This window comes from Paenibacillus antibioticophila, assembly GCF_000455265.1.
GTDB lineage: Bacteria > Bacillota > Bacilli > Paenibacillales > Paenibacillaceae > Fontibacillus > Fontibacillus antibioticophila.
In genome coordinates this window covers 1,910,724-1,926,339 of the sequence record NZ_HG005139.1, presented here as the reverse complement: position 1 = coordinate 1,926,339, position 15,616 = coordinate 1,910,724, and the positions used below count along the sequence as shown (strand labels likewise).

Sequence of the window (15,616 nt, the reverse complement as noted above, 5' to 3'; positions counted from 1 at the left end):
GAGGGATCGTATATGAGCAAAGTATTAATCTTGGAGGATGAGGAATCCATTCGCAGCTTCATAGTGATTAACTTGAAGCGCTACGGATTTGAAGTGATTGAAGCGGCGGAAGGCAACGATGCCCTGAGCAAGCTGCAGAGCATTCCTGATATTGATATAGCGCTTCTTGACGTTATGGTGCCGGGAATCGACGGATTTGAAGTATGCCGGCGCATTCGTGAGACGAATGAGCGGATCGGGATTATTTTTCTGACCGCAAAGGTTCAGGAGCAGGACAAGGTATATGCACTGTCTGTAGGAGCGGATGATCATGTCAGCAAGCCGTTCAGTCCGACGGAGCTGATTGCAAGAATTCAGTCTCTGCTGCGGAGAGTGAATGTATACCGGGAAAGCAGTGCGAAGGTGTCCTTTACTTCAGGTCCGTTTACATTAGACCTGATCTCCAAGCAGTTTAAGAAGAACGGAGCATTGATTGAGCTGACGCCGACTGAGTTTTCATTGATCCAATATTTCCTGGAGCAGGAGAATACACCGCTGAGCCGGGATTCGCTGCTGGATCATGTATGGGGCAAGGAATATATGGGAGATCCGAAGATTGTGGATGTCAATATTCGCCGTCTTCGCCAGAAGATTGAGGATAATCCATCCGAGCCGGCATTTCTGCAGACCGTGTGGGGTCACGGTTATAAATGGAAAGGCGAGGGACAATGATCAAAAAAGGCATTGGCCGACAAATTGTAATGCATTATTTCATCGTGGTGTTTGTCACCCTGTTCATGGTCGAGATTATTTTCTCGCTGGCGATCCGGGTATATTACTACGATACGGTGTACAACCATATGTATACCCACTCCACCTGGACCTCCGACTACTTCCAGAAATTCGGCCGGATCAGCTCTGACCGAGACCCCGGCTATTTCACGGAAATGTTGCAAACGTTCGAGCTGGATAATACCGAGCTGATGATCCTGAGCCGCAACGGGGATGTGCTGGCCAGCAGCAACGCATTACAGGCCGACAAGGCTGTACAGACCAGCGACGTCTCTCAGGCCGTCTCGGGCTCCGTTGGCAAGTGGATTGGCCGGCAGCCTTCAACAGGCGAGATGGTCATGGCCGTGTCCATGCCGCTTATGGAGAGGGGAGAGAACCGGTTTGTAGTCAGATTCGTGACCTCTCTGGAGCGAATTAATGCTAATCTGATGAAGATGACGCTGCTTTCGATTGGCGTTTGTCTGGCGGTTCTTGCCCTCGTTACACTATTTAGCATCGGGCTGGCGAATTCAATTGTTAAGCCCATTAATAATATTCGGGCCGTGTCTGCCCATATGGCGAAGGGGAGGTTCGACATCCGGATCCGGGGGAAATATCCCTATGAGCTTGGCGAACTGGCAGAGACCCTGAACTATATGGCGAAAGAGATCGTGCGAAGCAATCAGATCAAGGATGACTTCATCTCATCGATCTCTCACGAGCTGAGAACCCCGCTCACGGGAATCAAGGGCTGGAGCGAGACATTGACAATCGGCGGCTTTGATCCGGAGGAGACGAGGCTGGGCATCGGCATCATTTCGAAAGAAACGGATCGTCTGATCGGGCTTGTCGAGGAGATGCTGGACTTCTCCAAGCTTCAGCAAAATGAGATGAAGCTGGTCATTACACGGGTGAATCTGAAGGAATTGCTGCAGGAGACCATGCTGAATGTATGGGCCAAGGCCGAGCAGAAGGGGATTCAGATCAAGCTGGAGGATGAAACGGAGCAGCCGGTTACGGTTATGGGGGACGGGAATCGTCTGAAGCAGGTATTTCTGAATTTGGTCGATAATGCAATCAAGTTTTCCCATGAAAATAGCTGGATTCACCTCGTCGTATCCTTGAAGGGGGATAATCGCGTGCTGGTGCAGGTCGTTGATTCCGGGATCGGGATCAGCGAGGAGCATCTGAACAAGGTGAAGGACCGCTTCTTCCAGGTCAACCATCAAGGAGGAGGCACCGGATTGGGCCTTGCGATCACGCAGCAGCTGGTTGAATTGCATCATGGCGATATTGATCTTCAAAGCGAGCTAGGTGTAGGCACAACCGTGCTGGTGGAGCTCCCGCTGGCTGAGCCGGAGGAAGAGACCGGCGAAGAACCCCTCGCTTCGACCGAAGGAGAAAGCATCCATGAATAAGATAAATAAGGTAACAGGCAGTGTTCAAGCAGGACACATGGATTTTAGGATAGGCCAAGCTGAGGATAAGGATGCGGCTCTGATCAGGGATTTGCTGGTGGAGACGGCTACCTGGATGAACGCAGCCGGGATTGAACAGTGGCATCCGCAGCAATTCACCGAAGAATTGATCCAGAGCTATTTACGGGAACGGGAGATTTTTCTGTGTATGGATGGTGATGTGCCGGCAGGGATGTTCACGCTGCAAAGCAGTGATCCCGATTATTGGGGAGAGCTGAATGACGAGAGCTTCCATTATCTGCACCGGCTGCTTGTTCGGGCGTCGTACCGTGGAATAGGGCTCAGCGGGGCGCTGATCTATTGGGCCGCCCGTTACAGCAGGGAACAAGGCAAGCAGGGCTTAAGGTTCGATTGCTGGGATCAAAACCGCAAGCTGAATCCTTATTACGAGTCGCTTGGCATGGTTCCGCAGGGAAAAGGAACGATCGGGGAAAGGGGCTATATTCTGTATCAAATGGCTCCTGATGTATATAGAAGTGTATAAAGGTCAATAGCTAAAAAGGGTGTCTGTCAACATATCGTCGACGGACACCCTTTTATATTCGGACTCACGAGGATAATCCTTCTGCACGAAGTCGTGCGGTCTTGTCGTAAACCTCTTTCAGGAGACGTGCCGGCTGAGGGCGCATAATCGGCTTGGCGGCAACGGTCTCAAAAGGAGCGATGACGGCAATTTCACCCTCGGCACCTTTAATGATGGCCCCGTCATGAATCACGGCGCCTTCGCCAATTATCGCATGCTCAATCGTGACATTGCGCCCGATTCTTACATTCGGCATAATAACGCTGTCCTTGATTCGGGAGTATTTGCCAATTTCGCTTCCGGCGAAAAGGACAGAACGCTCTGCATATCCGTCGAGACTGCAGCCCTCATTGACAAGGCAGCTCTTCGGTTGAACAGGACGCGATTTTATGGTCCTTGACTCGGTGAGATTCTGGCGTGTGTACATCGGCCACTCCTCGCGGAACATATTCCAGTCCGAATTTTTGGTTAAGAGGTCCATATGGGCATCCCACAAGCTCTGTACTGTACCGACATCACGCCAGTAGCCACGGAATTTGAACCCATGCAGCGGTCTTTCGCTGGACAGCATTTTCGGAATGATATCCTTCCCGAAGTCATGACTGGAGGTCTCATCAAGCGCATCCTCAAGCAAGTGCTGCTTCAAGAAATCCCATTTAAACATATAAATGCCCATGGATGCCATATTACTCAACGGCTTTTGCGGTTTTTCCACAAAATCGGTAATTTGGTTGCTGTCATTCAGAGACATGACGCCAAAGCGATGGGCCTCCTCCCAAGGTACAGGCATAACAGAAATGGTAGCCGAGGCATTGGATTCGGTATGGAATTGCAGCAATTCACGGTAATCCATATGATAAATATGATCACCGGATAAAATTAGTACATTTTCAGGATCATAGCTATCCACAAATTCCAGGTTTTTAAAGATGGCATCTGCGGTTCCTGCATATTCTTCTACACCGGCATTGTATGATGGCAGTAGAGATATGCCACCCTGCTCGCCGCAGCGAAGATTCCAGGCATCGCCTTCTCCGATATGGTCATGCAGGGATTCAGCTTCGTATTGTGTGAGCACACCAATGGTGTCAATTCCAGAATTCACACAGTTGCTGAGAGGAAAATCGATGATCCGATAATTTCCGCCAAAGGGCACAGCGGGTTTGGCTTGCCTGGACGTAAGCGGCGATAACCGTCTACCTTCCCCACCGGCCAGCAGCATTGCAATACAGTCTTTCTTCTTCATTTCGTTTCCCTCCCGTATGGTTTCGTCTGTGTAGTACATAAATAAACGAGATATAATGTTGTTGAAACTAAAATTATGGAAAACAGAAGAAAATATTACATTAATTTTTTTCAATTTCAAATTCAGGTTCATTTTTCCCTAAAGTTGGGTAAATATTTAATTGGGACTATTACATGAAGCAGGTGATCGGTTGACAAACAGGGATATTTATTTATTTCATGAAGGGACGTTGCATAGAAGCTACCGGTTATTCGGCGCACACCTTACCGTGGAAGAAGGACAATCAGGCGTGCGATTTACGGTATGGGCCCCCCATGCGGTACAGGTCTCACTGGCCAGCGATAAGTATGGTTGGACAGGAAATCATGAGAGCGGGTTCACAAGGATTTCCGAGTCCGGGATCTGGAGCCGCTTTTTCCCAGGCATGACCGAAGGGACAATCTACAAATATGAAATAACGGATCAAGACGGTAATCGCATATTGAAGAGTGATCCGTTTGCGTTTCATGCTGAAGTTCGTCCAGCCACCGCGTCCATTGTGAAGAGCGTAGAAGGCTATGCATGGTCAGATGCAGCCTGGCGTCGAAAGAGAAGGAATCTGTTCCAACGGCCGGTGAACATATATGAGCTGCATTTCGGGACCTGGAAACAAAAAGAAGACGGATCGTTGTACAGCTACCGCGAAATGGCGGAGCTGCTTATCCCTTATGTCGTCAAGATGGGTTATACGCATATTGAGATTATGCCCCTTACGGAGCATCCTTATGATTTGTCATGGGGATATCAATCCACAGGTTATTTTGCCCCGACCAGCCGCTATGGTGAGCCGAAGGATCTGATGTACTTTGTAGACCGGTGCCATGCGGCGAATATTGGCGTATTGCTGGATTGGGTGCCCGGACATTTCACCAAGGATGCACACGGCCTGCGGCGATTTGACGGGACCCCGCTTTACGAGTACAGTGACCCCGCCAAGGCGGAAAAGCCGGGATGGGGAACGCTGAGCTTTGATTTCGGCAAGCCGGAAGTAAGGTCATTTCTGATCTCCAGTGCCTTGTATTGGCTGGACTTGTATCACTTTGACGGCCTTCGGGTCGATGCGGTGACTAGTATGGTAAGGCTGGATTTCGAGAAGCGCGAGGGGGAATATGCGCTGAATCAGCATGGAGGCGTTGAAAATCTCGAAGCTGTCAGCTTCCTCAAGGATTTGAATAAGGCGGTATTCCAGCATTATCCCTATACCCTGATGATGGCGGAGGAGTCGAGCTCCTGGCCAGGTGTAACAACGCCGGTTCATGAGGGCGGACTGGGCTTCAATTACAAATGGAACATGGGCTGGATGAACGATACGCTTGCCTATATGGAGACGGACTTTGCTGAGCGGCCCCGGCGCCATAATCTGCTTACCTTTCCAATCTGGTATGCCTACTCGGAAAACTTTACGCTGCCTCTATCCCATGACGAGGTCGTTCACGGTAAAAAATCGCTGCTCGACAAAATGCCTGGCAGTTATGAGCAAAAATTTGAGGGGCTGCGCATTCTGTTGGGCTATCTAATGACCTTCCCCGGCAAGAAGCTGGTGTTTATGGGAGGGGAATTTGGTCAATTCATAGAATGGCGGGACCAAGGGGAGCTGGACTGGTTCCTGCTGGAATATGATTCCCATTATGGACTCCAGCAATATACCGCTGCGCTGAATCAGTTCTATCTTCGCGAGCCTGCGCTGTGGGAGCTTGATCATAGCTGCGACGGATATGAATGGATTAATCCGGATGATGCCGGCCAGAGTGTGATTTGTTATTTGCGGAAAGGAAAGAGAGTAAAGGACACCCTGCTGATTATCATTAATTTTCAGCCGGTCGCCCGTCCCGTATACCGTATCGGTGTGCCCAAGCCGGGAATGTATGAGCAAGTCTTCAGCAGTGTGATTCCGGAGCTGGACGCCCATGGCCGTGAGGTAAGAGTTGCCAAGTCCAGCGAAGAGATATCCTGGCATCAGCAGCAGCATAGTATGGAGCTTGCGCTTGCTCCATTAAGCTTCACGGTATGGAAGAGAACGGGCAACCTGCCGACACCTAAAAAAAGGAGGGCGAAAGCATGAAGATCTTGTTCGCGGCCGCCGAGGTCGTTCCATTCATTAAGACCGGCGGTCTGGCTGATGTGATTGGGGCGCTGCCCAAAGCATTGAAGCAAGCGGGTCATGATGTTCGGATCGTGATGCCGAAATATAAGGATATTCCCTCGATCTATCAGGAGCAAATGCGTCATCTCGGCTCGAGTGAAGTAGCCGTTGGCTGGCGCAGGGTATATGGCGGGGTGGAAACGCTGGAATGGGAAGGTATTCCTGTCTATTTTCTCGATAATGAATCCTACTTCGGCAGGGATGGGGTCTACGGATACTGGGATGATGGCGAACGGTTTGCCTTTTTGAACCGTGCGATCCTGGACTTGCTTCCGATCATGGATTTTTGGCCGGATATGATTCATTGCCATGACTGGCACACGGCGATGGTGCCGCTGCTCTTGAAGGAGCATTTCTCGTGGAATCAGGATTATAGCCGGATCCGGACTGTATTCACGATTCACAATTTGCTGTACCAAGGGATCTTTCCGTATATTGTTCTTGGCGATCTTCTGGGACTGCCGGACAAGTATTTCACTTCAGAGGGAGTGGAGTACAACGGAAATGTCAGCTTTATGAAGGCCGGCCTAGTCTACAGCGATCATGTAACCACCGTAAGCCCGACCTATGCGCGCGAAATTTGCACAGCTCATTACGGCTATGGTCTGGACGGCCTGTTAAGGTCGCTGGGCGACAGGCTGTCGGGCATCGTAAACGGGATTGATGTCAAATTGTATAACCCCGCAACAGATGCCGCTCTTCCGGTTCGCTACCAGAGCAGTCTGGCCAAGAAGCGCGAGAATAAAGAGGCCCTGCAGAGAGAGCTCGGTCTGCCGGTCAAGCCGGAGGTTCCGTTGGTAGGGATGATTACGCGGCTGGTGGAGCCGAAGGGACTGGACTTAATCACCCGGATTATGGATGAATGGCTCCACTTTGACGATGTGCAGTTCGTCGTGCTGGGGACCGGAGACAAAGCTTATGAGGATTGGTTCAAAGAGGCTGCCGGACGCCATCCGGACAAATTATCGGCGCAGATCCGCTTTAGCGATCAGCTGTCCCGCCGGATCTATGCCGGAAGCGATCTGTTTCTTATGCCATCGCGCTTTGAGCCATGCGGAATCAGCCAGCTGCTGGCGCTCCGATATGGCAGCATACCTGTTGTGCGGGAGACGGGCGGCCTGAATGACACGGTCCATCCCTACAACGAGGCTTCCGGAGAGGGGGATGGATTTTCCTTCCAGAACTTCAACGCGCATGATCTGCTCTATACGCTTCGTCGAGCCGTCTCCTTCTACCATCAGCCCGATGAGTGGAAACGGATTACAGCCAACGCATTTGCGGGAGATTATAGCTGGGACAGCTCGGCAAGAGAATATATGGAGATCTATACAAGACTGACTGAAACACCATAACCAAACGCAAAGAGGGCCTCCGGATTCATAATCCAGGATAGCCCTCTATTTGTGTCCCTGTAGCGACCTTTATTTCAGCTTGCGGCAGAGAATGCGGAAGCCGTAAGGATCCAGCCCGATTTCCATGGTGCCGTTCTTTGGCTTAACGCCGTCTCCGGTCAAGGCGTCGAACCAGTCTTCCGTCTCCATCGGGTGCGAGAGAATGCGCTGTTTGCCGGTATTGTTCATCCAGATGGTAAAGTGCATCTGCTCATCGATCCGTTCGTACACGATGCATGGATCATTCTTCGCGGCCTGCAGGAAACGAAAGCGTCCGCGCCGCAATGCAGGATGCCGCTTGCGAAGGTCGATCATCATCCGGTAGAAATCATAAAGCTCACGGTCTTGCTTCTTCGGATCCCATTCCATGCATTTACGACAATCGGGATCTCCGCCGCCATTCAGGCCAATTTCATCTCCATAGAAGATGCAGGGGGTCCCGTAATACGTAAACAGGAACACGACGCATAGCTTCAGCTTCCGCTTGTCATTGCCGACTCGGGTGAGCAGGCGGGGGGTATCATGACTGCACAGCATATTGAATACCACTTCGTTCGTCTGCTGCGGATAGCGCATAATCAGCGAGCCCATTTCATTGGAGAAATCGTATCCATCCATGCCGCCGTTGAAAAATTCCATGACCTGATCGGCAAAGGGGTAATTCATCACGGAATCAAACTGATCCCCTAATAACCAGTTCAGTGAATCGCTCCAAACCTCGCCGATAATATAGGCTTCGGGGTTGGCCTTCTTGACCACCTGGCGGAACTCTCTCCAGAAGTGGTGATCCACCTCATTCGCCACATCCAGCCGCCAGCCGTCCAGCTTGATCTCCCGGATCCAGTACTCGGCAACGCCAAGCAGATATTCCTTGACCTCGGGATTGGCAGTATTGAATTTTGGCATATTGCCATAGAAGCCGAATGTATCGTAAGTAGGAACACCGTCTTTAACCTGAACAGGGAAGGAATGAATATGGAACCAGTCCGCATATTTGGAGCTTTCCCCGTTCTTGATGACATCCTGGAAGGGAGCGAACTGTTCGCCGCAATGATTGAACACGGCGTCAAGCACGACCCGGATACCCTTGTCGTGACAGGCTTCCACCACCTGCTTTAGCAGAGCGTTATCTCCGAAGTGAGGATCAACCTGCTTATAATCGACTGTATCGTACTTATGGTTGGAGGGTGAGACGAACAGAGGGGTAAAATAAATCGCATTAATACCAAGTGCAACAAGGTCATCCAGATGGTCCAGCACACCTTTTAAATCCCCGCCGAAAAAGTTGTCAATTTTGGGAACACCGCCCCAGACTTCTGTGTTCTCCGGGTCATTCGAGGGGTCTCCGTTCGCGAAGCGCTCTGGCATGATCTGATAGAATATCGCCTTTTTGGCCCATTCCGGTACTTTGAACAGATCTACCTCATGAATGTACGGGAACTCATAGTGATCACCCGGCGGTGTAGGCGCCTCATGCTGTATTCCTGTATCGAGCAAAAAGACGGTCTCTCTGCCGGCAGTTAATTTGAAGGCGTAGGACAGACGCTTGAACTTGGGTTTAACGGCGACCTCCCAATAATCGAACATCAGGTCGTGGGCCGCCTTTTCCATTTCAATCTCATGGTAAGTACCGTCCCAATTATACTTATCTCCAGTCATGGCATAGACATGCTCGACATCATCACGCTTTGTTCTAATTCGCAGGTGAATGGTCGAAGAATCATAGGCATAGGCCCATTTGTCCCGGGGAACATGATACAAGGCTTCAAGCAGCATAGGGCCACCTCCTAGTAAAAAATAAATAGCTCGAGTTCAAAAAGACGACTTTCCGAATAACCTCTATAAGAGCGCGTAGTTGTTAATTCAGCACTTTTTACCCATAATACGCTTGCTATGAACCAGTATTCCCGATCGTTTCGCATGTATGTTTATCAATTATGCACAAAAACACTGTATATCATGAATAAAATTCAATATTAATGTAAAATTTTTAAAACAAATGAGATAGCTATCTTGGTATATTTAGTTAGAATACCAACCATTTATTGACCAAAGTATGAATAGTGATTGCATATATATACATCCTGATTTATAATTAGCCCAGTGATTCACTCAGTGTCATTATTATTTTGCTGAACGGGAGAGAGACAGATGAAAAAATGGGGTATGTTATTAACAGCGGTATTGATGGCTGCTGTCGTATTATCGGCTTGCGGAACGAAGAAGAGCGATAATCTGGTGCTCGGCTTGAGCGCGGATTTTCCGCCTTACGAATTTCACATTACAAATGATCAAGGTCAAGATGAGATTGTCGGATTCGACGTAGAAATCGCCAAGGAAATTGCCAAGGATCTGGGCAAGGAGCTTGAAATTAAGGATATGAACTTCGATTCTCTCTTGAATGAGCTGGAGAGCGGCCGTGTGGATCTGGTTATCTCGGGCTTAAGCCCGACCCCGGACAGAGCGGAGCAAGTGGGTCTGTCCAATATTTACTATACGGCTGAGCAAGCGATTGTTACCTTAACTGAGAACAAGGACAAGTATGCTACGATGGAATCGCTGGAAGGCGCGAATATCGGTGTACAGAAGAGCTCGATTCAAGAAGAGATTGCCCAAGGCATCCTAGGCGCGAAGCTGACTTCGCTGGCGAAGATTAATGACATTATCATGCAGCTTCAATCCGGCCGTGTGGATGCAGCGGTACTTGAAGGTCCGGTAGCTGAAGCATTCGTCAAGAATGTGGAAGGGATCACGATTACAGACGCCAAGCCGGAGACAGAGGACGATGGCTACGTGGTCGGGGTGAAAAAGAGCAATCAAGAGCTGCTCGATCAAGTCAACAAGACGCTGGAGCGACTCATCAATGATGGATCGATCGATAAATTCGTAGCTGAGGCGAGCGCATTGGCTGAAAAATAATCAACCGCGCTGCCTTCCGGAAAATAGCGATGCAGTCTTCGCTATTTTCCGTTTTTTTTGTAGGAAGCAGGGAAGAGAACGGGAGGACTGATATTTATATGGAGTTGTTTTCAGTATTTATACAGTATAAAAGCTATTTTCTGATCGGGATTCAATATACGCTCCTGCTAGCGGCGATTGGAGTTCTGTGCGGCTTTGTCCTGGGACTGGTTGTGGCGCTGGTGAGGATGTCTCCTTGGGCGTGGCTGCGGTTTATAGGACATGCTTGGGTGGAGTTTCTGCGGGGCACCCCGATGCTGGTGCAGTTATTGATTATCCACTATGGGTTATCGACCGCCTTCGACATTAATTTTACACCTGTACAATCCGGGGCTATCACCCTGTCGCTGAACAGCTCAGCCTATTTGGCGGAAATTTTTCGTGCGGGTATCCAGGGCGTAGACCGAGGACAAGGTGAGGCGGCCAGATCGCTCGGGATGACGAAGGGGATGTCTATGCGCTTCATCATTATCCCGCAAGCCGTAAAATCGGTACTGCCGGCGATCGGCAATGAGTTTGTTACGATTATTAAGGAGTCGTCCATTGTCTCCTTCATCGGTGTAACCGAGCTGATGTTCCAATCCGGTGCTGTGGTAGGCATCACCTACGACGGGATGACGCCTTATCTGGTCGTCGCAATTATGTACTTTATTCTTACATTCACACTCTCCCGCATTTTGGGCGTGTTTGAAAGGAGGTTGAAGGCCAGTGATCACCGTTAAGGGCTTGCACAAGAAGTTCGGACAGCTCCATATTTTGAAGGGAATCGATCTGGAGATCAGTAAGGGCGAGGTTGTTGTTGTGATCGGCCCCAGCGGCTCAGGTAAGAGTACACTTCTGCGTTGCTTGAATCTGCTGGAGGAGCCGAGCGGCGGCGAGATTACGTTTGAGGGTGAATCCATCACAACCAAGGGCTATAATATCAATCGGACACGTGAAAAAATGGGAATGGTATTCCAGCAGTTCAACCTGTTCCCGCATAAAAAGGTGATCGATAATATTACGCTTGCGCCAATTCGTGTCAAGAAGCTGGAGAAAGCCAAGGCCGAAGCGCAGGCGATGGAGCTGCTGCGGACAGTCGGGCTGGAGGACAAACGCGATGCCTATCCGTCCCAGTTATCCGGCGGACAGAAGCAGCGTATTGCGATTGCCCGTGCGCTCGCGATGGAGCCGCATGTGATGCTGTTTGATGAGCCTACTTCAGCCCTGGATCCGGAAATGGTCGGTGAAGTGCTGGATGTGATGAAGAAGCTTGCTCAGAAGGGGATGACGATGGTTATCGTGACCCACGAGATGGGCTTTGCCCGCGAGGTAGGAGACCGGATTCTGTTCATGGATCAAGGGGTTCTACTGGAGCAGGGAACGCCGGAGCAGGTATTCGGAGCGCCAAAGCATTCGCGTACCCGGGAGTTTTTAAGCAAGGTTCTATAATGAAACGGAAGTTGACCAGAGGATGCCCAAAGTCATCTCAGATGATAGGAGCACCCTCTTTTTACATAATTGTTACCTTTGCAAGCGCCTAAACTATAAAAAAATCGTTGTACACCAAGGGGTTGGGCGAATTGGCAGGTTTTTCATGGACTCAAGGTTACAAAATTGTGATATATTCATACCAGCCAAAATCAATGCAGCAATGCAATGCTATGGGAGGAAATGAACAACATGAGGAAAAACAGAATTTGGTCCCGCAGCTTCAAGACAATAATCCTTGCCGCAGGTTTAGCCGGAATGCTCCAGGGAATGCCGGCGTATGCCGATTCGATACATACAGCAAAGGATGGCGATACCTTCTACCTGCTGGCCAAGCAATACAATGTCAGCCTGGACAAGCTGATGGAAGCCAATCCTGAAGTTGATGCCAAGAACATCTATAATGGAGTGAAGCTAACCATTCCAGGCGCAGAAGAAGGATTGACTGCCTTTTCAACTTCAGGGACGGAAGGCCCCGATCAGTTCCTGACGGTTCAGCCGACACTAAAGGTATTCTCGTCGGAGAATGTGGTTGAGGCTTGGGGGAAAACGCTCAACTATACAAAGACAATCCAAGTGAAGGCTTCCGCTTATTCAGCTGCTGCAAGCGAGAACGGGAAGTGGGGAGCCGTAGACTATTTTGGAAATCCGCTCGAGCTTGGAACGATAGCGGTTGATCCGAAGGTCATTCCGATGGGAACTAAGGTATTGGTTACGGGTCACAGTCACGCTAATCTGCCCAAGGCCGCATTTATCGCTACAGCATCCGATCAGGGCGGTGCCATCAAGGGCAACCGGATCGATATCTTTATTCCAGGCAGCCAGCAGTCCGTAAAGCAATTCGGCTTCCAGGACATTACGCTCTATATTCTTGAATAATGAAGATAAAAGCTGCTCCGGCTGTCGCATGACTGGCCGAAGCAGCTTTTATTTTGATTGGGATACATCAAGCAACTCTGGAAGGGTGACAAATTGATAGCCCTTGGCTTGAAGCTCATGAATAATATCAGGCAGCGCTTCAATGGAGCCGGCCAGATTAGATCCGGTTCCGCCGCCGCCGTGCATCAGGATAATTGAACCGGGTCCGGCAGCATTCAACACGTTTTGTTTTACCTTTTCTTTATTAAGTCCTTTCCAATCCAGAGAGTCTACATTCCAGTTCACGAGCTTGTAGCCATGCTGCTTGGCCCAACGGACTTGATTCTCGGTGATTTCGCCATAGGGCGGACGGATCAGCCGTGGACGGTAGCCAATAAGTTCAGCAATGATATCCTCTGTACGCTGAATTTCCTTCTGGAACTGGATAACGGACTTGTTGCTGAACTGAGGATGGCTGTAGGAATGGTTGCCGATCACATGTCCCTCAAGGTGAATTCTTCGCAGCAGGTCCGGATGCTTCTTTACCCGGTGACCGACGACGAAAAAGGTCGCGCGCACGCCCTGCTTGCTAAGCGCCTCCAGGATTTGCGGGGTAAACCGGGGATCAGGCACATCATCAAAGGTGAGGGCCACTTGCTTAACCTCAGGGCCTTTAAACTTGAAGGTTTCCGAATAGCTGCGGCGCAGCTCGCTTAATGACTTTGGGCGATCTTGTCTGATTGCGGTTTGCGCCTGGCAAGCGGTTGACTCCTGACTCTGAATCGTCGAACTGTGCTGCTGCTGTTTCATTTGATGCTCCGCCAGCGTTGCGGAAGGCTCCATAGAAAGCCCTATGCATACCGCACAAATAATCAATAGCTTAAACTTCCGTATTCTAATCCATCCGGATCGCATCATCACCCCTCCTTCACAGAAGCATACATTATGCCTTGGTATGTCCTGAATGCGCCAGATGTATGCGGAGGACAAGCATTTTGATCGGAGTATGACAAATGTCACAGACTTGACGGTTAGAAAAATTGCATCTTATAGAGAAGTGTATTTTCAGCATCATCATGTATAGAGAGGGGAGAGGGCATTGCCAGCAGTCATCTATAATGAGCAGATTGCAGAAGGTGTATACCGTCTTGCCGTAGAAGGCTCCTTTGCCGCACGGATGGGACAGTTCTATATGTTAAGGGCATGGGAGATGTATCCGCTGCTATCCAGACCGCTTAGCGTATTTAACGTGGAGGATCACTATATTGAATTTCTGTACCTGGTTGCAGGAGAAGGAACGGCGATCTTCTCGAAGCTGCAGGCAGGGGATGAGATCACGCTGGAAGGACCGCTCGGGAATGGATTTTCGAAGCCTGCGGGACGGACAGCATTTGTTGGCGGGGGAATCGGGATTGCCCCGTTTTATTATGCGCTGAAACAGGTGCCGGATGCCGACGTATATCTCGGCTTCAGCCGCGAGGCGTATTTGGTGGACGAATTTAAGGCATTAACTTCAGGCGAGGTCATTACAAATGTTGGCGGGATTATTTTGAACCAGGTCGACTTTAACCGATACGATACGATCTATACTTGCGGCCCTCACAAGATGCTTGAGGCTGTGCAGCTGAAGCAGGCGGATTCAGGCACAGCGGCGGATGTGTACGTATCCCTTGAAAATCGAATGGCTTGCGGGATCGGAGCTTGCCTCGTATGCAGCGTCAAGTGCAAGGAAAAAAACAAGAAGGCTTGCGCAGACGGACCTGTATTCCGTGCGGAGGAGGTTGTTTTTGAATGATCAACACATCATACACGATGGCAGGGGTAACCTCCAAAAACCCGGTCGTTATGGCTTCAGGAACCTTTGGATTCGGTAAGGAGTACGGGGCGTACTATGATCTGAACCGGCTTGGCGGTATTTCTGGAAAAGGACTGACCCTTCATCCCAAGGAAGGGAACTCAGGCCTTCGCGTCTACGAGACGCCTTCCGGCATGCTGAATAGTGTGGGATTGGAGAATCCGGGTGTCGCTGCGTTTCTCCAGGAGGAATGCCCGCGATGGGAGGCGCTTGACCTGGCCCGGATCGTGAATCTGGGCGGGAACACGCTACAGGATTACATTGAAGGAGCCCGGTTGATTGAAGAGGATGCAATTGCCCGGCAGCGGTCAGGACGGCCTGCAGTAGATATGATCGAGCTGAACATCTCTTGTCCGAATGTAAAGGCAGGCGGAATGGCGTACGGCATCAAGACAGAGGTTGCCCGAGAGGTGGTGCGGGAGATTCGCGCGGTCACAACGCTGCCGCTGATTATTAAGCTCTCTCCGAATGCCGAGGATCTGGTCTCCATGGCTGAGATGTGCGAAAAAGAGGGAGCGGATGCCATATCCCTGGTGAATACCTTTTCCGCCATGAAGATAGATATTTACAAGCGCCGCAGCGTCTTTAACAATCTGTATGCCGGGCTGTCCGGACCGGCGATCAAACCGATCGCGCTCCGCATGGTCCATCAGGTGTGCAAGGCGGTAGAGATTCCTGTCATAGGAATGGGCGGGATCAGCAGTCCGGAGGATATCATTGAGTTCATTATGGCTGGAGCTGCGGTGATTCAAGTGGGGACTTATAACTTTATTAATATTAGAGCCGGAATTGACCTGGTCGACGGTGTGGAACGTTTTATGCAGGACCAGGGAATCCAGTCGTTGGACGAAATCCGCGGTATCCTTTAAAATGAGAGGCAGATTGGTTGTCGACAGGGGGAACTG

14 protein-coding genes are annotated in these 15,616 nt (G+C 50.2%); 11 read left to right on the top strand and 3 right to left on the bottom strand.

Annotation, left to right across the window (positions count from 1 at the left end):
* The first annotated feature begins 12 nt into the window (after positions 1-12).
* The 3 genes from TX85_RS08815 to TX85_RS08805 are packed head-to-tail and all read left to right on the top strand — an operon-like array spanning position 13 to position 2,712.
* Entirely contained in the window at positions 13-711 is a 699-nt protein-coding gene (locus TX85_RS08815) for a response regulator transcription factor (protein WP_044478726.1), read from the top strand.
* Positions 708-2,168, top strand: a complete 1,461-nt coding sequence (locus TX85_RS08810; RefSeq protein WP_044478724.1) for a sensor histidine kinase — start codon at positions 708-710, stop codon at positions 2,166-2,168. The genes TX85_RS08815 and TX85_RS08810 overlap by 4 nt, the downstream gene beginning before the upstream one ends.
* Complete coding sequence (locus TX85_RS08805) at positions 2,161-2,712, top strand: GNAT family N-acetyltransferase (protein ID WP_049894879.1); 552 nt, start codon at positions 2,161-2,163, stop codon at positions 2,710-2,712. The genes TX85_RS08810 and TX85_RS08805 overlap by 8 nt, the downstream gene beginning before the upstream one ends.
* Before the next feature lie 64 nt (positions 2,713-2,776).
* On the opposite strand, the gene TX85_RS08800 is transcribed toward TX85_RS08805, so the two are convergent.
* Positions 2,777-3,997, bottom strand: coding sequence for a glucose-1-phosphate adenylyltransferase (locus tag TX85_RS08800; protein WP_044478722.1), 1,221 nt, complete (start codon positions 3,995-3,997; stop codon positions 2,777-2,779).
* 190 nt (positions 3,998-4,187) lie between these two features.
* Between TX85_RS08800 and glgB the strand changes: the two genes are divergently transcribed.
* Positions 4,188-6,098, top strand: a complete 1,911-nt coding sequence (glgB, locus tag TX85_RS08795; RefSeq protein ID WP_233500666.1) for a 1,4-alpha-glucan branching protein GlgB — start codon at positions 4,188-4,190, stop codon at positions 6,096-6,098.
* A complete protein-coding gene (glgA, locus tag TX85_RS08790; RefSeq protein WP_044478719.1) occupies positions 6,095-7,531 on the top strand; it encodes a glycogen synthase GlgA in 1,437 nt (478 codons plus the stop codon). The genes glgB and glgA overlap by 4 nt, the downstream gene beginning before the upstream one ends.
* 69 nt (positions 7,532-7,600) lie before the next feature.
* On the opposite strand, the gene TX85_RS08785 is transcribed toward glgA, so the two are convergent.
* Positions 7,601-9,346, bottom strand: coding sequence for an alpha-glycosidase (locus tag TX85_RS08785; protein WP_044478718.1), 1,746 nt, complete (start codon positions 9,344-9,346; stop codon positions 7,601-7,603).
* A 375-nt stretch (positions 9,347-9,721) separates the two neighbouring features.
* Between TX85_RS08785 and TX85_RS08780 the strand changes: the two genes are divergently transcribed.
* The 4 genes from TX85_RS08780 (at position 9,722) to TX85_RS08765 (ending at position 12,877) form a co-directional block, all read left to right on the top strand.
* Entirely contained in the window at positions 9,722-10,489 is a 768-nt protein-coding gene (locus tag TX85_RS08780; protein ID WP_044478716.1) for a transporter substrate-binding domain-containing protein, read from the top strand.
* A 98-nt stretch (positions 10,490-10,587) separates the two neighbouring features.
* Positions 10,588-11,250, top strand: a complete 663-nt coding sequence (locus tag TX85_RS08775; protein WP_044478714.1) for an amino acid ABC transporter permease — start codon at positions 10,588-10,590, stop codon at positions 11,248-11,250.
* A complete protein-coding gene (locus TX85_RS08770) occupies positions 11,237-11,959 on the top strand; it encodes an amino acid ABC transporter ATP-binding protein (RefSeq protein WP_044478713.1) in 723 nt (240 codons plus the stop codon). Before TX85_RS08775 ends, TX85_RS08770 begins: the two co-directional genes overlap by 14 nt.
* Before the next feature lie 231 nt (positions 11,960-12,190).
* Entirely contained in the window at positions 12,191-12,877 is a 687-nt protein-coding gene (locus TX85_RS08765) for a 3D domain-containing protein (RefSeq protein ID WP_044478711.1), read from the top strand.
* Between the two features lie 48 nt (positions 12,878-12,925).
* On the opposite strand, the gene TX85_RS08760 is transcribed toward TX85_RS08765, so the two are convergent.
* Positions 12,926-13,771, bottom strand: a complete 846-nt coding sequence (locus TX85_RS08760; RefSeq protein WP_044478710.1) for a polysaccharide deacetylase family protein — start codon at positions 13,769-13,771, stop codon at positions 12,926-12,928.
* Between the two features lie 184 nt (positions 13,772-13,955).
* Between TX85_RS08760 and TX85_RS08755 the strand changes: the two genes are divergently transcribed.
* Both TX85_RS08755 and TX85_RS08750 read left to right on the top strand, forming a co-directional pair.
* Complete coding sequence (locus tag TX85_RS08755) at positions 13,956-14,651, top strand: dihydroorotate dehydrogenase electron transfer subunit (RefSeq protein ID WP_044478709.1); 696 nt, start codon at positions 13,956-13,958, stop codon at positions 14,649-14,651.
* Positions 14,648-15,580 (top strand): dihydroorotate dehydrogenase, encoded by a 933-nt coding sequence (locus tag TX85_RS08750; RefSeq protein ID WP_044478708.1) that lies wholly within the window; start codon positions 14,648-14,650, stop codon positions 15,578-15,580. Before TX85_RS08755 ends, TX85_RS08750 begins: the two co-directional genes overlap by 4 nt.
* Positions 15,581-15,616 lie beyond the last annotated feature (36 nt).